The sequence below is a fragment of the Ralstonia sp. Ralssp135 genome (assembly GCF_047304345.1).
Classification (GTDB): domain Bacteria; phylum Pseudomonadota; class Gammaproteobacteria; order Burkholderiales; family Burkholderiaceae; genus Ralstonia; species Ralstonia chuxiongensis.
Map to the genome: position 1 here is coordinate 38,943 of NZ_JBGLYZ010000021.1, position 20,113 is coordinate 59,055.

The 20,113-nt window shown below is 63.8% G+C and carries 18 protein-coding genes; 6 read left to right on the forward strand and 12 right to left on the reverse strand.

What is annotated here, in order from left to right:
- Positions 1-165: 165 nt before the first annotated feature.
- The 10 genes from ACCD03_RS15490 to ACCD03_RS15535 form a co-directional block, all read right to left on the reverse strand.
- Positions 166-1,197: an XdhC family protein gene (locus tag ACCD03_RS15490; RefSeq protein WP_413412202.1), complete on the reverse strand. Its 1,032-nt coding sequence runs from the start codon at positions 1,195-1,197 to the stop codon at positions 166-168.
- A 54-nt stretch (positions 1,198-1,251) separates the two neighbouring features.
- Entirely contained in the window at positions 1,252-1,929 is a 678-nt protein-coding gene (locus ACCD03_RS15495; RefSeq protein ID WP_413412203.1) for an SRPBCC domain-containing protein, read from the reverse strand.
- Positions 1,920-3,152 carry a vWA domain-containing protein gene (locus tag ACCD03_RS15500; protein WP_045206377.1) on the reverse strand — a complete coding sequence of 411 codons (1,233 nt, stop codon included), beginning with the start codon at positions 3,150-3,152 and terminating at the stop codon, positions 1,920-1,922. The genes ACCD03_RS15495 and ACCD03_RS15500 overlap by 10 nt, the downstream gene beginning before the upstream one ends.
- Positions 3,153-3,155: 3 nt before the next feature.
- Complete coding sequence (locus ACCD03_RS15505; RefSeq protein WP_413412204.1) at positions 3,156-4,052, reverse strand: AAA family ATPase; 897 nt, start codon at positions 4,050-4,052, stop codon at positions 3,156-3,158.
- Between the two features lie 19 nt (positions 4,053-4,071).
- The gene (locus tag ACCD03_RS15510; RefSeq protein ID WP_413412205.1) at positions 4,072-4,878 is read right to left on the reverse strand and encodes an FAD binding domain-containing protein; all 807 of its coding nucleotides are present in this window, start codon (positions 4,876-4,878) and stop codon (positions 4,072-4,074) included.
- A 15-nt stretch (positions 4,879-4,893) separates the two neighbouring features.
- Positions 4,894-7,272 (reverse strand): xanthine dehydrogenase family protein molybdopterin-binding subunit, encoded by a 2,379-nt coding sequence (locus tag ACCD03_RS15515; protein WP_413412206.1) that lies wholly within the window; start codon positions 7,270-7,272, stop codon positions 4,894-4,896.
- Positions 7,273-7,291: 19 nt separating this feature from the next.
- Positions 7,292-7,819: a (2Fe-2S)-binding protein gene (locus ACCD03_RS15520; protein WP_253539317.1), complete on the reverse strand. Its 528-nt coding sequence runs from the start codon at positions 7,817-7,819 to the stop codon at positions 7,292-7,294.
- Between the two features lie 370 nt (positions 7,820-8,189).
- Entirely contained in the window at positions 8,190-8,366 is a 177-nt protein-coding gene (locus tag ACCD03_RS15525) for a hypothetical protein (protein WP_009238172.1), read from the reverse strand.
- A gap of 182 nt (positions 8,367-8,548) precedes the next feature.
- Positions 8,549-9,028 (reverse strand): CreA family protein, encoded by a 480-nt coding sequence (locus ACCD03_RS15530; RefSeq protein WP_316677625.1) that lies wholly within the window; start codon positions 9,026-9,028, stop codon positions 8,549-8,551.
- Between the two features lie 33 nt (positions 9,029-9,061).
- A complete protein-coding gene (locus ACCD03_RS15535; RefSeq protein ID WP_024975704.1) occupies positions 9,062-10,027 on the reverse strand; it encodes a LysR family transcriptional regulator in 966 nt (321 codons plus the stop codon).
- A gap of 64 nt (positions 10,028-10,091) precedes the next feature.
- Here ACCD03_RS15535 and ACCD03_RS15540 point away from each other — a divergent pair, with 64 nt between their 5' ends.
- Complete coding sequence (locus ACCD03_RS15540) at positions 10,092-11,645, forward strand: MFS transporter (protein WP_413412207.1); 1,554 nt, start codon at positions 10,092-10,094, stop codon at positions 11,643-11,645.
- 3 nt (positions 11,646-11,648) lie between these two features.
- Here the strand turns inward: ACCD03_RS15540 and ACCD03_RS15545 are convergent, their stop codons facing one another.
- Positions 11,649-14,684, reverse strand: coding sequence for a transglycosylase domain-containing protein (locus ACCD03_RS15545; RefSeq protein ID WP_413412208.1), 3,036 nt, complete (start codon positions 14,682-14,684; stop codon positions 11,649-11,651).
- Positions 14,685-14,787: 103 nt separating this feature from the next.
- Positions 14,788-15,699 carry a LysR family transcriptional regulator gene (locus ACCD03_RS15550; protein WP_045206370.1) on the reverse strand — a complete coding sequence of 304 codons (912 nt, stop codon included), beginning with the start codon at positions 15,697-15,699 and terminating at the stop codon, positions 14,788-14,790.
- 112 nt (positions 15,700-15,811) lie between these two features.
- Here ACCD03_RS15550 and ACCD03_RS15555 point away from each other — a divergent pair, with 112 nt between their 5' ends.
- Genes ACCD03_RS15555 through benB form a run of 5 tightly spaced genes read left to right on the forward strand, consistent with a single transcriptional unit; the run spans position 15,812 to position 20,106 of the window.
- On the forward strand, positions 15,812-16,921 hold the full coding sequence (locus ACCD03_RS15555; protein ID WP_413412209.1) for a muconate/chloromuconate family cycloisomerase: 1,110 nt from the start codon (positions 15,812-15,814) through the stop codon (positions 16,919-16,921).
- A gap of 37 nt (positions 16,922-16,958) precedes the next feature.
- A complete protein-coding gene (gene catC, locus ACCD03_RS15560; protein ID WP_413412210.1) occupies positions 16,959-17,249 on the forward strand; it encodes a muconolactone Delta-isomerase in 291 nt (96 codons plus the stop codon).
- A gap of 49 nt (positions 17,250-17,298) precedes the next feature.
- Positions 17,299-18,234 carry a catechol 1,2-dioxygenase gene (gene catA, locus ACCD03_RS15565; protein ID WP_413412211.1) on the forward strand — a complete coding sequence of 312 codons (936 nt, stop codon included), beginning with the start codon at positions 17,299-17,301 and terminating at the stop codon, positions 18,232-18,234.
- A 28-nt stretch (positions 18,235-18,262) separates the two neighbouring features.
- The gene (locus tag ACCD03_RS15570; protein ID WP_045206366.1) at positions 18,263-19,621 is read left to right on the forward strand and encodes a Rieske 2Fe-2S domain-containing protein; all 1,359 of its coding nucleotides are present in this window, start codon (positions 18,263-18,265) and stop codon (positions 19,619-19,621) included.
- On the forward strand, positions 19,618-20,106 hold the full coding sequence (gene benB / locus ACCD03_RS15575; RefSeq protein ID WP_413412212.1) for a benzoate 1,2-dioxygenase small subunit: 489 nt from the start codon (positions 19,618-19,620) through the stop codon (positions 20,104-20,106). Before ACCD03_RS15570 ends, benB begins: the two co-directional genes overlap by 4 nt.
- Positions 20,107-20,113 lie beyond the last annotated feature (7 nt).

The following is a 20,113-nucleotide window of genomic DNA, read 5'->3' on the forward strand; positions in this document are numbered from 1 at the left end:
AGGGAGGGGCAAGTCGTGCCAGATGAAGCCGCGCACACGAAACGGGGTTCGCGGGCCGCAAGATTCGCGTGACGCGATGCGGCCGAAACCTGCGCACAATCAGCGATTTATAAGAATGTAACCTTTCAGGTGCCTTTCAGCACCCCATTCCATCAGAGGGTTGACTCAAGTTTGCGGCACTGCGCAACTCGACGTGGCATTGGCAGCAATCTCGCGCGCGGCTTTGGCGCCTTCAACTTGCAGGATGGTCGGCAGCGATACGCCGTTCTTGGCGGCCGTCACTTCGGCCAGGATCGAGATGGCGATTTCCGGCGGCGTGCGGCTGCCGATGTAAATGCCGACCGGGCCATGCAGGCGCGCCAGCTCGGCATCGCTCAGGTCGAATTCCTTGAGTCGCTCCCGGCGGTTGGCGTTGTTGCGGCGGCTGCCGAGCGCGCCAACGTAGAACGCTGGCGTCTTGAGCGCTTCCATGAGCGCGAGGTCATCGAGCTTTGGGTCGTGGGTGAGGGCAATGACGGCGCAGCGCTCATCGAGCTTCATGGCCATCACCGTATCGTCGGGCATGGTGCGGACCATGGCCACCCCAGGGATCGACCACTCTTCGCTGTATTCCTCGCGCGGGTCGCAGACGGTGACCTGGTAGTCCAGACCCACGGCGATCTGGCACAGGTAGCGCGAGAGCTGTCCCGCGCCAATGACGAGCATCCGGTAGCGCGGCCCGTGAATCGTCACGAGGCGCGCTTCGTCAAACTGCAGTCCGTCGGTGACGGTGGCGTGCTGCAGTGACGACACACCGGTCGCCATGTCCAGCGTGCGCGCGACGAGCTGGCCGGCCTCCACGGCGCGCAGCAGGGCGTCGATACCGCTGGAGGCGTTCAGTGGTTCCAGCACGAGTTGGAGCGTACCGCCGCAGGGCAGCCCAAAGCGGTGTGCTTCTTCCGCGCTGATGCCGTATTTGACGGCTTCGGGCTTGGTGTAATGCAGGCCTTCACGGCGCACGCGGTCGATGAGGTCATCTTCAATGCAGCCGCCTGAAACCGAGCCGATGACCACGCCGTCATCGCGCAGCGCGAGCATTGCGCCTTCGGGCCGCGGCGACGAACCCCACGTTTTGACCACCGTGACGAGCAGCACGCGCCGCCCCTGTTTCAGCCAGCGCACGCTGGTTTTCAAGACTTCAAGATCGACGCTGTCCATGATGCGTTAGCGGCGCTTTCGCGCGCTGTGTGTCTGTTGCGGGGAATGCACCGATTATGCCCCGTGGTGCAAAAACAGGTAGGCGGCCGCCACGGCCACCAACGCCACGATGATCCACGGCCATGGGTTACGCGGCTGCAGCGCCGGGCTGACGTTGGGGGCGGCGCCCGGCGGTGCGCCATGAGCCTGCAGTTGGCCGGCCGCGAGGTCGGGAATTGCCTGCGTGGCCGGCATGCCGTCAACGGGCGGCGCGGCCTGTCCGTCGGCGCCGGCCGTATCTGCGGGGCCGAATTCGGCCGCAAAACGCTGGAAGAACTCGTCGGCCAGCTTGCGTGCAGCACCGTCGATGAGCCGCGAGCCGATTTGCGCAAGCTTGCCGCCCACCTGCGCGGTCGCGGTGTAAGAAAGCCGCGTGACCGTGGGGCCTTCGGGCGTGAGTTGCACCTGCGCGCTGCCTTTGCCGAAGCCGGCCGCGCCGCCCTGGCCGTCGAAATGCAGCGTGTAGCTGCGCGGCGGCGCCACATCGACCAGTTCCATGCGCCCCTTGAAGCGCGCCTTGACGGGCCCGACGGCGGCGGTCATAGCGACGTCGTAGGCGGGGTTGGCCGCTCCTTCGGCGGCGGTGATGCTCTCGCAGCCGGGAATGCAACGTTGCAGCACGGCTGGGTCGTTCAGCGCATCCCAGGCGGTCTGGAGTGGCACGGGCAAGAGATGGGTCTGGGTCAGTTCCATGGCGCGGTCGATCGGGCTGGGGTTGGGGGGCGGGGGTTGCGCGTGCGGCGAGCATGCGCCAATTCGTGCTCCAGCGCAGCCAGGCTGTCGAAATGGTGCGCCGGCACCATCACATCGACATGCGGCAGGATGGCCCGCACGCCACGTGCCCGCGGCTCAAAACCGGCAAAGCGCAGCAGCGGGTTGAGCCAGACGATGCGATGGGCAAAGCGCGCCAGGCGCGCCATCTCGGTGTCGAGCAGGTCGATATGCTCATGGTCGAGCCCGTCCGTCACGAGCAGGACGGTGGCACGGCCGGACAGCGTGCGGCGCGCCCATTGGCGATTGAACTCTGCCAGCGCTGTGCCGATGCGCGTGCCGCCCGACCAATCCGGCACAAGCTGCGCGATGGCTTGCACGGCGACATCCGGATCACGCTCGCGCAGCTGCCGCGAGACGTTCGTCAGCCGCGTGCCGAACAGGAAGGCCTGGATGCGCTCGCGCGATTGCACCAGCGCGTGGCAGTAATACAGCACGGCGCGCGAATAGCGGCTCATCGATCCCGAGATGTCGAGCAGCAGCACCAGCGGCGGTGTGCGATCGACGGGCTGGCGGTATTTCCAGCCGGTCCATTCGCCGCCGGCGCGCACGGCCTGGCGGGCGGTGGCACGCAGGTCCGGATGGCGCCCGCGCGAGGCTGCTTTGAGCCGGCGCGTGCGCTCCTGCGCCAGATGTACGCGCCGGCGGCGGATCATGTGTTGCAGCGTGCGCCATTCCGCAGCGTTGAGCGTGTCGAAATCGCGCGTGCGCAGGGCCTCGTTTGCAGAAAACGCCAGCGGCGCCACGATGTCATGGCGTTCGCCATCGGGCTTCGGGCCCGGCGGAAGGTTGGTCGACGGCTGCGCGCGCAGGGCATCGGCCAGGCGGTTGCTGCGCGCTGCGGGAATGCCGCCACGCACCTTGGGCAGCAACAGCGCGCGCAGCTTGCCTTCCCAGTCCGGATCGCGCCAGAACACGTTGAAGGCCGCATCGAACAGCGTGCGTTCGTCGGGATGCGAGACGAGCAGGGCAGACAGCGCGGCCTTTACGTCGTCGCGGCGGCCGATGTCGATATGGCTCAGGGCTTCGATGGCATCCACGGCGCGCGAGGGCGCCAGCGGCATGCCGGCGTTGCGCAGCAGCCGCACGAAATGCGTCACGTTGCGCGCCAGCATCGGGAGCTGCATCGGCACGGTCGCTTGCATGCCTTACTCCGGCAGCGCGGGCGCGGCCAGCAGTTGCTCGATAGTTTGCGTATCGACGCGCGCCAGGTCGTCCTGATACTTGAGCAGCACGCCCAGCGTGTCCTGCACGGACTGTGGATCGAGCTCGGTCACGTTGAGCGCCACCAAGGCGCGGCACCAGTCGATGGCTTCGGCAATGCCCGGCGCCTTGAACAAGTCGATGCCGCGCAGGCGGTGCACGAAATCGACCGCGCGCTGCTGCAGGCGGGCAGAGGTCTCGGGCGAGCGCTGCGCCACGATCTGCAGCTCCCGCGCCTTATCGGGGTAGCCGATCCATTGATACAGGCAGCGCCGCTTGAGCGCGTCGTGTACTTCGCGCGTGCGGTTGGACGTCATGATGACCAGCGGAATCACCTGCGCGCGCACCGTGCCGAATTCGGGAATCGACACCTGGAAGTCGGACAGCAGCTCCAGCAGAAACGCCTCGAACGGTTCATCAGCGCGGTCGATCTCGTCGATCAGCAGAACGCGCGGTGTGTCGGGATGGAGTGGGTCGGGCAGCAGCGCCTGCAGCAACGGGCGCTTGAGGAGGAATTCATCGCGGTAGAGCGTGTCTGCGCGCGGTTTCTCGCCGGCGGCCTCGGCCAGCCGCAGCGCCATGATCTGGCGCGGGTAATCCCATTCATAGAGCGCGCTGGCGGTGTCGAGCCCTTCGTAACACTGCAGCCGCAGCAGCGACGTGCCGAGCAGTCCCGCCGCCGCCTTCGCGAGCTCGGTCTTGCCGACGCCGGGCTCGCCTTCGAGAAACAGCGGCCGCTGCATGCGCAACGCAAGAAACAAGGCCGTGGCCAGCTCACGGCTGGCGAAATAGCCCTGGCCTTGCAGTTGCGCGATGCAGTTGTCGATGGAATCGACTGGCATGCCGTTCCTTGGCGGGCGCTCAGTGATGGTGCGTCAATGCCTGTTCGACCGCGCGCGCCGTCAATACCGGAATGAGGTGCGCCCGGTACTCCGGCGAGGCATGCAGATCGCCTACCAGATCGTCAGCGGGCACCACCACCTTGCGTGCGGCTTCTGCTGTAAAGCTGGCGGCCAGCGCCTGCTCCAACGGCGTGCAACGGAACACGCACGGCGCCGCGCCCGTGACCGCCACACGCACATTGTTGCCCTTGCGACTGATGAATACGCCCACCAGCGCAAAGCGCGACGCCGGGTTGCGGAATTTCACGTAGGCCGCCTGGTCCGGCACGGGAAACTGCACCTCGGTGATGAGTTCGTCCGCGGCCAGCGCGGTCTCATACATGCCGAGGAAAAAGTCGTCCGCCGCGATGTTGCGCCGCTCGGTGACGACGGTGGCGTTCAGGCCCAGCACAGCGGCCGGGTAGCACGCCGCCGGATCGTTGTTGGCGAGCGAGCCGCCGAGCGTGCCCATCGCGCGCACTTGTCGGTCGCCGATGCCGCCGGCCAGTTCCCCCAGCGCGGGCAGCATGCGAGCGATGTCGGCGTTGTCTGCCACATCGGCATGGCGTGTGGCCGCGCCCACCGTAATCACACCGGGCTGCGTGCGAATGCCCGACATGCCCGGAATGCGCGTCACATCCACCAGGGTAGACGGCTGCGCCAACCGCAGCTTCATCGCTGCCAGCAGGCTCTGCCCGCCGCCAAGGTATTTGGCGTCGGTGTGCGTCTTCAGCGCGGTGACGGCGGTCTGGGCGTCGGTGGCTTTCTGGTACTCGAAATCGTACATGGTGGGCTCCTCTGCCTAGGCCTTGGCCGCTTGAATGGTTTGCCAGACACGATGCGGCGTTGCTGGCATCTGGATGTCCTTCACGCCCAGCGGCGCCAGCGCGTCGACGATGGCGTTGATCAGCGCCGGCGGCGAGCCGATCGCGCCGGCTTCGCCACAGCCCTTGACGCCCAGCGGGTTGTGCGTGCACGGCGTGCCCTTGGCGGTTTCCACCGTAAAGCTGGGCAGGTTGTCTGCGCGCGGCATGGCGTAGTCCATGTACGAGCCGGTCAGCAACTGGCCGTTCTCGTCGTACACGCACGCTTCCATCAGCGCCTGTCCGATCCCCTGGCCAAGCCCGCCGTGCACCTGACCCTCGACGATCATCGGATTGATGATGTTGCCGAAATCGTCCACCGCGACGAAGCGGTCGATGTGGACTTCGCCGGTATCAGGATCCACCTCCACTTCGCAGATGTACGCGCCGGCCGGGTAGGTGAAGTTGGTCGGGTCGTAGAAGGCGTTTTCGTCCAGCCCAGGTTCGAGCTTGTCGAGCGGGTAGTTGTGCGGCACGTACGCGGTGAGCGCGACTTCGCCAAAGGTCTTGGTGCGATCGGTGCCGGCCACGCGGAAGACGCCATCCTTGAACTCGATGTCCTCCGCCGACGCCTCCAGCAGATGCGCGGCGATTTTCTTGGCCTTGGCCTCGATCTTGTCGAGTGCCTTCATGATGGCGGAGCCGCCCACGGCAATCGAACGCGAGCCATACGTGCCCATACCGAACGGGATGCGCCCGGTGTCACCGTGCACGATCTCGATGTTGTCGATGGGCACGCCTAGCCGATCGGCCACCACTTGCGCGAACGTCGTCTCGTGGCCCTGGCCGTGGCTGTGCGAGCCGGTGAAGACCGTGACGGAGCCCGTCGGGTGCACACGAATTTCGCCGGCTTCAAACAGGCCAGCCCGCGCGCCTAGGGCCCCAGCGATGTTCGACGGCGCCAGCCCGCACGCTTCGATGTAGCAGGAATAGCCCATGCCGCGCAGCCGCCCCTTGGCGCGCGAGGCATCGCGTCGGGCCGCAAAGCCTTTCACATCGGCCAGTTCGATGGCGCGGTCAAGGCACGGTTCGTAGTCGCCCGTGTCATACGTCAGCCCCACCGGCGTGGCATACGGGAACGTGCGGATGAAGTTGCGGCGGCGCAGCTCAGCCGGGTCAACTTGCAACTCGCGCGCGGCAGTTTCAACGAGGCGCTCGACCACATACGTCGCCTCAGGCCGGCCGGCGCCACGATACGCATCGACGGGCGCGGTGTTTGTGAATACCGCTTTCACCTCGGCATAGATGGCTGGCGTCTTGTACTGGCCCGCAAGCAACGTCGCATACAGGATGGTTGGCACGCTGCTGGCAAACGTCGACAGATACGCGCCCATGTTGGCCGTCGTATGCACGCGCATGGCGAGGAAATTGCCCTGCGCGTCGAGCGCCAGTTCTGCATGCGTAACGTGGTCGCGGCCATGCGCGTCGGTCAGGAAGGATTCGGAGCGCTCGGCCGTCCACTTGATCGGCCGGCCGACCTTCTTCGATGCCCACGTAAGCGCGACGTCTTCCGGGTACAGGAAGATCTTCGAGCCGAACCCGCCGCCCACATCCGGCGCAATCACGCGCACCTTGGCTTCGGTCAGGCCCAGCACGAACGCCGACATCAGCAGGCGCTCCACGTGCGGGTTCTGGTTGGCGACGTAAAGCGTGTAGCTGTCGTCCTGGCGCGAATAGCTGGCGTTGACGGCGCGCGGTTCGATCGCATTCGGAATCAGCCGGTTGTTGACGATATCGAGGTGCGTCACGTGCGCGGCCTTGGCAAACGCCGCGTCGGTGGCGGCCTTGTCGCCGTGGCCCCAGGTGTAGCAGGTGTTGTTCGGCACGTCGTCGTGGACGGCGGTGCCGGCGGCATCTGCGGTGGCAGTGTCGACCACGGCGGGCAGTTCGTCGTATTCCACGTCGATCATCTCGACGGCGTCCTTGGCGATCTTCACCGATTCAGCCACCACCAGCGCGACCTGATCACCCACGTGGCGCACCTTGCCTTGCGCGAGCACGGGGTGGGGCGGCTCCTTCATCGGCGTGCCGTCAATGCTGTGGATGAGCCAGCCGCACGGCAGGCCGTTGACCTTGTCGGCGGCCAGGTCGTCGCCTGTAAGCACGGCCAGCACGCCCGGATGGTTGCGTGCGGCATCCGCATTGATGTGTTTGATGCGCGCATGCGCATACGGCGAGCGCAGGAATACCGCGTACGACTGGTGGGCCTGGACGACATCGTCCGTGTACTGTCCGGCGCCTGTCAGGAAGCGGAAATCTTCCTTGCGTTTGACGGACGCACCGATCAGATGGTTGTTGGGTTCTGCGGGAGCGTTCATGGTGGTCTCCTCGCTCGGGTTAGGCGGCGTGGGCGCGCGCTGCGGCCAGGCTTTGCAGAGAGGCATCGTCGCCCTCAGCTTCAGCCATGGCTTCGGCACCGTGCATCACGGCCCGCACGATGTTGTGATAACCCGTGCAGCGGCAAAGATTTCCGTCGAGCTGCTCACGCACCGTGTGTTCATCGGGATGCGGGTGTTGTGCAACCAGCGCCGTGGCGGCCATCACCATGCCCGGTGTACAGAAGCCGCATTGCAGGCCGTGGCATTGGCGAAAGGCTTCCTGCATCGGGTGCAGTGTGCCGTCCTTCGACAGCCCTTCGATGGTGGTCACCTCGGCGCCGTCAGCCTGCACGGCCAGGATGTTGCAGGACTTCACCGCGCGCCCATTCATATGGACGGTGCAGGCGCCACATTGCGCCGTATCGCAGCCGACGTGCGTGCCGGTCAAGCGCAAGTTTTCGCGCAGCAATTGGACTAGCAGGGTATGGGGTTCGACACTGACGGTGACAGGCGCACCGTTGACCGACAGCTTGAGGCTGATCGCCATGGGAGTCTCCTTGGGGGATGGGCGCCGGGTGCCATGCTGTGCGCCTTCGTTGCTGCGAAGATGCGCGCGTGGTCTCGATATCGGTGGTCGCGGCTCTACTCAGTAAAGCACAGGCGGACCAGAAGACAACCGCAGCGCGGTGAGCTGGTCGGAGGAAAAAGGGCGATGCTGCGGCACGCAGACAAACCAAACAAATGCCGCAGAAATGACAAAGGGCCGGAATCCGGCCCTCGATTGGCACCAGGCGGTCATGACCTGGCGGGTGTGGCGGCGGGTGTGATGACACACGGCCGGCGCACGGTGCTACTGAAACTGCGATTGCTGCATACAGCTAACCTGGGCACACGCCCATCAACAATAGCGTGGCGGGTTAGGCCTTGGCGGTGCGGTGCGTGCCGAACAGGTTCGCGATTGCCGAGAAGAACTGGGCGAACGAGAACGATTGGCCGCTCGGACGACGATAGTAGTAGATACCTTCGGACATTTCGCGCTCGATCAGTTCGCGTTCGAGTTGATCGGTCAGCTTCAGGTCGTTCGTGTTTTGCATGATTGGCCTCTTAGGGAAATCCCGGTTAGGGAATACCCTGATCATACACCAGATGACGCAATGCACCATACGTAGGCTTACGTATGCACCCCTTTTGCGCCGTCTACCGTTGCTCGGCCACCACGCTGGCGTTGCGCCGCACCAATGTGGTGCAGGCATCGCTTTTCTATACGTCTTGCGCCTCACTTGACGGGAATGGGTTGGCTGGCCGGGATCGGCACCGCCGTCACACTGTTCTTCGGGCTGCCCGAAATGACCTTGTCTGAATACGTCAGATAGACCAACACATTGCGCTTGCGATCGACCGTGCGCACCACGTGCAGCGTCTTGAAGACGAGCGACAGTCGCTGCGTGAACATGTCGTCCTGCTGCGGCAGGGGCTTGACGAAGCTGATGTCACCGACTTGGCGGCAGGCCACGGCGGCTTCGCTCACGTCTTCGGCCACGCCCAGCGTGCCCTTGATGCCGCCGGTGCGGGCCCGCGAGACGTAGCAGGTCACGCCCTGCACGAGCGGATCGTCAAAGGCTTCGATGACGATCTTGTCAGAGCCCGTGATGCGGAAATTGGTGCTGACGCTGCCGATATCTTCGGCGCGAGAGCAGCCAACGGTGCTCAGAGCGAGCGCGGCAATCAAGACGGGGAATTTGGTGAACGGGCGCATGGCTTTGCGTAGATAAAAAAGGAAGATTGAAAATCAGAGCAGCGACTCAGGCGGCCAGGAAGCGGCAGCTTCGTCGACAAAGGTGGGCCGCATGTCGGTGTGTTGGCGGGAATGCTCTATGCGGCGGTGCAGGGCGTCCATGAAGACCTTGACCTTGGCGGGCATCAGGCGGCGGCCTGGAAATACGGCATACACGCGCATCGGCGGGGATTGGAAATCCGTCAGCACTTCCTGAAGCGCGCCTGAAGCGATCAGGTCGGTAGCAAACACGGAGGTGATGCGAGCGACACCCAGACCCGCAATCGCGGCCTGCATGCGCAACTCGCTGTTGGAGGTGCGCATGCGGAAGTCCAGCGGCAGGTTGATCGTCTCGCCGCCGGGCGTGCGGAACTGCCATTCGGCTTCGTTTGAGGTACCGAGGCAGGGCCAATCGGCGAGCTGGTCTGGGTGGGTGAGCGGCCCAAGACGCTCCAGCAGCTGCGGGGCGACGACCACGGCGCGCCGCAAGTCAAAGACGCGCTGGGCGACGAGGCCGGAATCGGGCAACGGCCCGCGCGGCACGGTCAGCATGATGTCGTAGCCCTGGGCGAGCGGGTCGATCTGGCGCGGCGCGACATCCACCTCGATGCGCAAGCCGGTGTGCTCGCGCATGACTTCCAGCACCACCTCGGCGAGCTGCTTGGCGGCAAACTCATACGGCATGGCAATGCGCAAGGTGCCGGCGGGTGACTGGAACGTCGCTGCGGCATCTTCCGAAACTTCGCGCAGCCGCTGGAACAATGGGCCGGCGTCGCGCAGCAGGGCTTCACCGGCATCGGTCAGGCGCAGGCGGCGTGTGCTGCGCTCGAAAAGGCGCACGCCCATCTTGCCTTCCAGCCGCGACACCGCCGTGCTGACCGACGACTTGGGCAACCCCAGCCGATCGGCCGCACGCGTGAAGCTGCCGAGCGTGGCCACGGTGCAAAAAGTGTCCCAGTCGTTCCAGTCCGTCGTTCGCATAGTTGAACAATGAATTTGTTAGCAGGCGATTTCCGCCGGTTTCGAGGCAAATTACCATCCCTGCATGAACACGCCAAGCACAGACCACACGGTTTCTCCGCCGCCCGCACCGCGCAAACCGGCCGCCGCATCGACCGTCGGCAGCCGGATGGAATTGCGCATGGTGGGCATGGTGATTGGCTTGGCAACGGGCGTGGACTACATGTCCAACCTGATGTTCTCGATTGCCGGGCCGCATATCGAAGGCGGGGTGCTGGCGTCACAAGATGTGTATCTGTGGGCCGTGACGGCGTATGCGGCAGCGGCCAGCCTGGCGATTCTGGTGATGGGCCGGCTGGCCGATCACATGACGTACCGGAAGCACACTCTGCTGTCGCTGCTTGTTTTCATCGTCGGCACGCTGATGTGCGCGGCTGCCGAGGGCGGCACGATGCTGATCGTCGGCCGGGCGGTGCAGGGGTTTGGCGGCGGGCCGATGCTGTCCACCTCGCGCATCTTTGTGCAGCACAGCCCCGCGCACGAACGCCGCACGATGATGAAGGGCATGATCTACGGCATCTTCGGGCTGAGTTGCGTGTCACCGATGCTGTCGGCGGCGCTCACGGAGCAATTTGGCTGGCGCGCCATCTTCGTCGCGCAGTTGCTGGTGGCGGTGGTGGTGTGCGGGCTCGTGGCGGCGTTCTATCCGCACCCAAAGATGCACGAGCGCAAGGGCGATTTCGCGTCGCTCGACTGGCCCTCGGCCATCGCGTTTGGGCTGGCGGCGCTGATTGCGCTGCATGGCTTCCAGCAGGCCCGCTTCATTCACCCCGATGGTTCGCCCGCGCAAGTGGTGCCGATCATTGCGGTGGTGACGCTCATCATCTGGGTTGGCATTCGCCAGACGGGCCATCCCGTGCCGTGGGTCGATTTGCGGGCGACGTTGCAGCGGCGTTTCCTGATGGGCATGGTGTTCTACGCCATCTATTACATGTTTGCGAGCGCCTGGGGGTTTCTCTCGTCGAGCCTGCTGCAGAACGGTTTGGGCTTCCGTTACGAGACCACCGCCCAGTTGATGAGCCTGGGCGGCTTGGTAACGGTGGTGCTGGGCATCCTGAACTTTCAGTTGACGAATGTGCTGCCAACCAAGCGCGTGCTGATTTCCATCGGCTTTGTGCTGATGGCGACTGCGCTGCTGTGGATGTCGCGTGTGGCCATGCCGGGGGCTTCGGTGGCGGCAGTGGTGCCGGGGTTCATGATCGAAGGCATGGTGGGGATGTTTGTGGTGATCCAGGTGGCGGGGCTGTCTTACGTGGATTTGCCGGCCAAGGATTTCGGCCATGCCTACCAGTTCAAGGGAATCATGCGGGCTTGGGCGCAGGCGTTTGGGACGATGGGAGCCACGCTGTTACTGCAGCGCGGACAGGCGCAGCATCGCACCGACCTGGTCGGGCACGTAAGCGCGCTGACGCCTGCTTGGCAGTGGCCGCATCCGTTGCAGGGTTCGGAGTTGATTCGCATCTCCGCCGAGATTGACCGGCAGGCGACGTTGTTGGCTGTGGGAGATTTGTTTGCCTGGGGCGCGGTGGTGGCGTTGGTTTGCGCGGGGGCGATTTGGTTGCAGCGGTCGTTGCGGTGAGGGTCAATCCAGCTTTTGTTCCGGCGCCATGGCCTGCGGCACCTTGCAGTTGAAGGCTGGCGCCTCGTCTTGCAGGTTCAGGTGGTTCATCAGCGTGGGCGCCAGGACTTTTAGCACTTGCACCGTCAGTGCGCTGGTGAATTTGTACTTGGCAGCGTCGGCGCCGGCTACATATGCGACGACGGTGCCGAAGTAGCGGTCTCCCAAATAGAAGACAAACGCGCCGGAGCGGCTGACGACTCGCTCGGAGATGAGGCCGCCGCCGCGGCTGAAGGTTTTGAAGCGATTGTCGCCGGTGCCGGTTTTACCGCCGATGGCGATGGGTTTGCCATCCTTCTGAACGAACGTTCCGGAGATCCGCTTGGCGGTGCCGCCTTCGACGACGCCGGCCAGCGCTGACTTGACCAAAGGCGGAATTTCGGGCGGCAGCACACGTTCTCCAGCGCTGGGGTCGCGGCAGAGCATCACTTCGTACGGCGTGTCGGCGGCGAAGCGCAGGCGGTCGATGCGTACGCTAGGCAGGCGAATGCCGTCGTTTTCGATGATGCCCATCAGCTCCGCCAGCGATGCCGGCCGGTCTGCCGATGCGCCGATGGCCGTGCCGTATGACGGCACCAGCGATTCAAATGGATATCCCAGCCGCTTCCACATGGCGTGAATCTGCTGGAACGCTTCAATCTCCAACATCTGTTTGATGCGCTTGTCTTGCGCGGCCTTGCGGTGCGATTGCAGCAGCCATTTGTAGACGGACAAGCGCTCATCGGCGCTTGCCTCGTTCACCTGCGTGAGCGTGGCTTGCGGATGAGTTCGCAGGTAGGCCACCAGCCAGAGTTCCAGCGGATGCAGCCGTGCGATGTAGCCGCGGTCGGCCAGGTCGAAACGTTGGACGGAATACTTCTCGTACAGATTGGTGAGTTCGGCCTCATCCAGCTTTGCGCCCGGCAGGTAGCTGCGGATGAACGCTGCGAGCTTGCCCGGGCCGGCTTCCGGGTCGATGCTGCGGTAGATCGTGGCCAAGCGCACCGGTGTGGCACGTGTGCTTTGCACCAGGATGGCTTCGCGCTCCTGGTCGGTCTTGCCCTTGTACTTTGCGTAGAACCGCCCCATGAACAGCTTGCCTTCGCGGTCGGCAAAGCGTTGCAGGTAGACCTGCCGCTGCGGGGAATCGGGGTTGGTCAACGCCTCGGCGCCGGCGTTGGGCAATTGGTGCTGAAAGTAGCGCGAGATGTCGCGCATGATCCGTACGAACACGAGATTGACGGAGTGCTTGAGCCCCTCACGCACCGTGAAGTTCTGCGTGCCTTCCCATTTCTCGAAGTTCTCGAAGCTCTGCATGCCGCCGCCGGTGGCAAACCATTCGCCAGCGTTGCCGGAATATTTGCGCTCCATCGATGCATCGAGCATCGCCTTGAGCGACCGGTCTTGCGTGTGGGCGAGGTAGTCCACCGCCCAGCGCTCGATCGGATTCTGCACGGGGATGTTGAGCTTGCGCAGCGCGGCCGCAGGCTGGTCGGCATAGCGCTTGTGCAGCTCGGCCACGATCTGGAGATACGTCACCAGCGTGCGCAGCTTGGCCGTTGAGCCCAGATCCAGCTTGACGCCTTCGTTGATGTCGAACGGCTTGTCGAACGTGTCGGCTTGCACCAACACGCGGTTGCCGCCCGGCGCCCGTTCATAGAGCGTGAAGCTGTAAGTCACGCCGCGCGGGTCGCCGCGTTCCAGCATCATGTCGCCGACGAGGCCTGCGGCCTTGGCTTGTGCCGGGTCGCGCAGCTTGCGCAGCTCAGTGGAGATATCGCGCTGCAACGGCGCATCTAGCGTGCTGCTGGCGGTCAGGTCGAGACGGTCGAGCGCATACATGCGCGAGATCCCGAGCATGCCCGCCAGATTCACGCGCACGGCGTTTGTGCCTTTGTGCTCGATGGGCGGAGGCGGCACGCGGGTGTTCAGGGCTTGCTGCTTGAGCGATTGCGCGATCGCCGCATCGCGCAGCGCTGGCGGAATCACGCCGGATACGGCCAGCACGCGCAGATAGGCGTTGGTCAAGGTTTCGAGTTCATCGAGGTTCTCAAGGTAATACGACGGCCGCCGCTGCGATACGAGCAGGCTCAACGCCTCCTTGTACGCCAGCGCACGGTCTGCGAGTGGCGCGGCTGAGTTGGCCGACAGCAGCCCATTCACCTGTGCGAAGTCGCGTCCGTACCAGACCCACAGCGCATCGCCAATCCCCTGGATCTCGCCAAACCCGGCGCGCGCCCCCAGCGGTACGGTGTTCAGATAATCGACGGCGAGCTGGTGGCGCGTGACTGTGGTGTCTTCCCCGTTCAGGTAAGCGCGCGCGGATGCTGAAAACATTTGACGCAGCTTTTCGCTGGGGGAATCGGTGCGGCCTTCGGGCGAGTGGCGGTACTTCTCGATTTGCGTGGCAAGCGTGCTGCCGCCGGGCGATTCATGCGCCGGGTTGACGGCATGCAGGGCGCGGTCCCACACGGCGCGCGCCAGGCGTGACCACTCCACGGCCGGGTTGCGCTTGGGGTATTCGGTCTGCAACAGCGTTCGGTTTTCGATGGCGAGCAGCGAGTTGACCAGCAGCGGCGGTACCGACGCGAAACTGTCATACACACGTTCGGGGTGCCGCACGCGGTAGATCGGCCGGCCATCGTCGTCGAGCAATTCCAGGCCGGCTTGGTCTTTCTCGCGATAGGGCGGATTCATGCCGCTGTCCATTCGCGCGACCATCTCTTTGGATGGCAGGGCCTGCTGGGCAACGATGTAACCGCGCGAGCGCAGGCGGTCTAGAAACGTGGGGAGGTCGTGATAACCGAGCCGCTGGTCGTAGGGGCCGGAGTTCGGGTAGCGGGCCGAATTGTTTGGCCCCGGCTTGACGGGAAAGGTTTGCGATTTCGCCAGATGCGCGAAGTAGCGGGCTTGCCAGGCGGAGGTGCGGAATTCGTGAGCGACAAGCAAGGCGGCCATCGCAAGCAGCAGCGCCACGACGAGGGCCAACTTGATGATGATGGGGCGGCGTATTCTTTTCACTCGCTTGCGCTCCAATCGCAGGCGGACGGGCGCCTTGCTTCAATCTAGCCCATGCGGCCGTCGTGTCCAGCGGCTTGTAACTTTGGTGCCACCATTGCAAGCCTTACGAGGGCGCGTAATACGGGATCTTCTGCTCGTCATACAACCGATACGTCAGCGCCAGCATGGCCTGGATGTCTTCAGACTCGTCGAGCAGGCGCGTGCTGAAGATAATGGGGGAGACCAATTGCGGATCGTCGAGTTCCATGTAGCAGACATCTTCGCGCCGCAAACCCGCCACACTGCGCGGCACCACCGACACACCTTCGCCCGCGGCGACCAACCCCAGCGCAATTTGCAATTCCCGTGCCTCGTAGATCTTGCTGGGTTCGAGCGCGCGGTCGTGGAAGAGGGCGAGCACCTGGTCCGCATAGCTTGGACGCGGTGTGCGTGGATAGATGATGAGCGTGTCGCCGACAAGGTCGCGCAGGGATACGGTCGTCCTGCCGTCCAGCAGCGCATGGCCTGACGGCAGCGCGACGATCAATCGCTCATCGCGCAGGAGGATGCGCCGCACGTTCGGGTCTTCATAGCGGATGCGGCCGAACCCGACGTCGATGCGGCCATCTTTGAGCGCCTGGATCTGGTCCATGGTGGTCATCTCGTGCATGGTCAGATCGACCATCGGGTATTCCGCCCGAAAGCGCCGGATGACCTTCGGCAGCATCCCATACAGCGTCGACGCCACGAAGCCGACGGACATGCGCCGCTCGATCTGACCCACGCGCTGCGTCATCGACGCAAGTTCTGCGGTTTGCGCGAGCAACTGCCGCGCGTGCGCGTGGAAAAAGCGGCCGGCTTCGGTGAGCTTGAGCGGGCGGCTGCCGCGCTCGAACAGCAGCACGCCGATTTCCTCTTCCAACTGCTGGATCTGCCTTGAGAGCGGCGGCTGCGCGATGTGCAGCCGTTCAGCGGCACGCGTGAAGTTCAGCTCTTCAGCGACGGCAACGAAGTAGCGAAGGTGGCGCAGCTCCATTTTTTATACCTGATGGGTATGAAACTGATACTAAATCGGTGTTGGACGCAATAAATCGCGTTGCGTAATCTGGATTCCACGTTGATAGCAGTTCTTCTGATACCTGGAAAACATGATTCGCTCGATCGAGGCCATTCTAGTGGATGTGCCCACCATCCGTCCGCACAAACTGTCCGTCGCCACCATGCACACGCAGACGCTCGTCCTCGTGCATGTGTGCTGCGAAGACGGCATCGAAGGTTGGGGCGAGGCCACCACCATTGGCGGCCTCAACTACGGCGAAGAAAGCCCCGAGAGCATCAAGGTCAACATCGACACGCACATCGCGCCGCTGCTGATCGGCATGGAGGCCCGCAATGTGGCGGCTGCCATGGCAAAGGTGCGAAAGACCATCCAGGGCAACCGCTTTGCCAAGTGCGCGCTGGAAACGGCGCTGCTGGATGCGCAGGCCCGCCGGCTTGGCGTGCCGCTGTCGGAGCTGCTCGGCGGCCGGCTGCGTGATGCGCTGCCGGTGGCTTGGACGCTCGCCAGTGGCGACACCAAGAAGGACATTGCCGAGGCAGAGGCGATGCTGGCTGAGCGCCGCCACCGCATCTTCAAGCTGAAGATCGGCCTGCGCCCGGTGGCAGACGATGTTGCCCACGTGCTGGCCATCAAGCGCGCCCTGGGCTATGCCGTGAGCGTGCGCGTGGACGTCAACCAGGCCTGGAGCGAGCTTGACGCCGCCAATGGCATCGCCGCGTTGCAGGCCGGCGGCATCGACTTGATCGAACAACCGGTGCGTGCCGAGAACCGCGCCGCGCTGGAACGCCTCGCTCGCCAGTTCGCCGTGCCGATGATGGCCGACGAAGCGCTGCATGGTCCGCTGGACGCATTTGAGTTGGCCTGCTCTGCCAGCGCCGACGTCTTCGCAGTAAAGATCGCGCAATCCGGCGGCCTCGTGCCGGCCATGCAAGTCGCCGCCATCGCGCAGCTTGCGGGCATCGGCCTGTACGGCGGAACGATGCTCGAAGGCGCCGTTGGCACGGCAGCCTCCGCCCACGTGTTTTCCACCTTTGGCGAACTGCAGTTCGGCACCGAGCTGTTCGGACCGTTGTTGCTCACGCAAGAACTGCTGACCGAGCCACTGCAGTACCGCGACTTCATGTTGCAGGTGCCCACCGGCCCCGGCCTGGGCATCCAGATTGACCGCGACAAGCTGGCGCGCCTGCGCCGCCAATAAGAACAACCAGACCAAGACACCCACCAAGGAGCCCACGATGCTGTTCCACGTTCGCATGGATGTCCGCCTGCCGGCCGATATGCCCGCCGATGTCGCCAACGAGATCAAGGCGCGCGAGAAAGCCTACTCGCAAGATCTGCAGCGCAGCGGCAAGTGGCGCCACATCTGGCGCCTGGTTGGCGAGTACGCGAACGTCAGTGTCTTCGACGTGCAGAGCAATACAGAACTGCACGACATCCTGACGGCGCTGCCGCTGTTTCCGTACATGGAGATTTCGGTAACACCGCTGTGCCGTCACCCCTCGTCAGTTCACGGCACGGACGATTGAGATCCCGCCTGAGACATTCCCCCCAGAAAACCACGTGGAGACACCCATCATGAACGCGCGCGTATTCCAAACGAAAGAAGTGCAGGACCTGCTGAAGGCCGCCACCAATCTGGATGGCAAGGAGGGCAACGCCCGCCTGAAACAGATCACCCATCGTTTGCTGGCCGATCTGTTCAAGGCCATCGACGACCTCGACATCACGCCCGATGAAGTCTGGGCGGGCATCAACTACCTGAACAAGCTCGGCCAGGACGGCGAGGCCGCATTGCTGGCGGCAGGCGTTGGCCTGGAGAAGTATCTCGATATCCGCATGGACGCTGCGGACGAGGCGCTTGGCATCAACGGCGGTACGCCGCGCACGATTGAGGGTCCCCTGTACGTGGCGGGCACGACGGTGCGCGATGGCGTGTCCAGGATCGATATCGACCCGGATCCGGCTGCGGGCCCGCTGATCATTCACGGCACGGTGACCGGTGCCGACGGCAAGCCGGTGGCTGGCGCGGTGGTCGAATGCTGGCATGCGAACTCGAACGGCTTCTATTCGCATTTCGATCCGACCGGTGCGCAAAGCCCGTTCAACCTGCGCGGTGCGGTCAGGACCGGTGCCGATGGCAAATATGAATTCCGCACGCTGATGCCGGTGGGCTACGGCTGCCCGCCGCAAGGTGCCACGCAGCAGCTGCTGAACGGGCTTGCCCGCCACGGCAACCGGCCTGCGCATGTGCACTTCTTCGTCACGAGCAATGGCCACCGCAAGCTGACGACGCAATTCAACATCGAAGGCGATCCGCTGATCTGGGACGACTTTGCCTATGCCACGCGCGAAGAACTGATTCCGCACGTGGTGGAAAAAACCGGTGGTGCCGCGCTCGCCCTGAAGGCCGATGCGTACAAAGACATTGAATTCGATATTGCCCTGACGCCGCTGGTTCAGGGCAAGGACAACCAGCGCGTGAATCGCCTGCGCGCTTCGGCCGAGGCTTGAGGCCGAGTGCCTCAACGTGGAGAAGACCATGTCCGCCCTGATTGATAAAGCCAGCGAACTGGACCAACTGCTGTCAACCGCCGTGGTGGATGACGAAGAGGCCGGCATTTTCCGCTGCCGCCGCGACATCTTCACCAACCCGGATCTGTTCGAGCTGGAGATGAAGCACATCTTCGAGAACAACTGGGTGTATCTGGCGCACGAAAGCCAGATTCCGAACAACAACGATTACTACACCACGTGGATCGGTCGCCAGCCGATCGTCATCACCCGCGACAAGACCGGGGAGCTGCATGCGGTCATCAACGCGTGCGCGCACAAGGGCGCGATGCTGTGTCGCCGCAAGCATGGCAACAAGGGCAGCTTCACGTGCCCGTTCCACGGCTGGACGTTTTCCAACACCGGCAAGCTGCTCAAGGTGAAGGATGAGAAGACCACCGAGTATCCGGTGCAGTTCAACACGCATGCCTCGCATGACCTGAAGAAGGTGGCGCGGTTCCAGAACTATCGTGGTTTCTTGTTCGGCAGCCTCAATGCCGACGTGCAGCCGCTGGAGACCTACCTTGGCGAAGCGCGGGTGATCATCGACCAGATCGTCGATCAGTCGCCCGATGGCCTGGAAGTGCTGCGCGGCAATTCTTCCTACGTCTATGACGGCAACTGGAAGATGCAGATGGAGAACGGCTGCGATGGCTACCACGTGAGCACCGTGCACTGGAACTACGCCGCAACGATGGGGCGGCGCAAGGAAGGCGGTACCCAGGCGGTGGATGCGAACAGCTGGAGCAAGTCGGTGGCGGGCGTCTATGGGTTCGAGCACGGTCACATCCTCTTGTGGACCAAGACGATGAATCCGGAGGTGCGGCCCGTCTATGCGCACCGTGACGAAATCAAGGCGCGCGTGGGTGAAATCCAGACGGACTTCATCGTCAACCAGACCCGCAACCTGTGCCTGTATCCGAACGTGTTTTTGATGGATCAGTTCAGCACGCAGATTCGCGTGGTCCGGCCAATCAGTGTCGACAAGACAGAGGTCTCCATCTTCTGTTTCGCGCCGAAAGGCGAGAGCGCAACCGACCGTGCAACGCGTATCCGCCAGTACGAGGATTTCTTCAACGTCACCGGCATGGGCACCGCCGATGACCTGGAGGAATTCCGCGCCTGCCAGAACGGATATGCCGGCACTACCGCGCTGTGGAACGACCTGTCGCGCGGGGCGCCGCTGTGGATTCACGGCCCTGACGAGAACGCAACCAGGATGGGATTGAAGCCGCTCATCTCGGGCGAGCGTAGTGAAGACGAAGGCCTGTTCGTCTGCCAGCACGAATATTGGGTGCGCGTCATGCGCGAGGCGCTCAAGCAGGAATGCGAAGGGGTGCCGGCATGAGCACGGATTACCAGAACATCTGCGCCGCCCTGTACCGCGAGGCGCGACTGCTTGACGACCGCCAGTGGGACGCGTGGCTCGAATGCTACGCAGAAGACGTGACCTACTGGATGCCCGCATGGGATGACGACGACCAGTTGACCGATGACCCGCAGAGCCAGATCTCGTTGATGTACTACGCCAATCGCTGCGGGCTGGAGGATCGCGTCTTTCGCATCAAGACCGAACGCAGCGGCGCTTCAACGCCGGAGCCGAGAACCAGTCACACCGTCGCCAACGTGGAAGTCGTTGCCGAACGCGGCGATGAGGTCGACGTGCGCTACAACTTTCACACGCTCAGCCACCGGTACAAAACCACCGACCACTTCTTCGGCACGATGTTCGTCACCCTGCGCCGCGCCGGCGATGGTTTTCTGATCGCATCAAAGAAGATCGTCCTGAAGAACGACTACATCCGGCAGGTGCTCGACGTCTATCACGTCTGATTTGCAC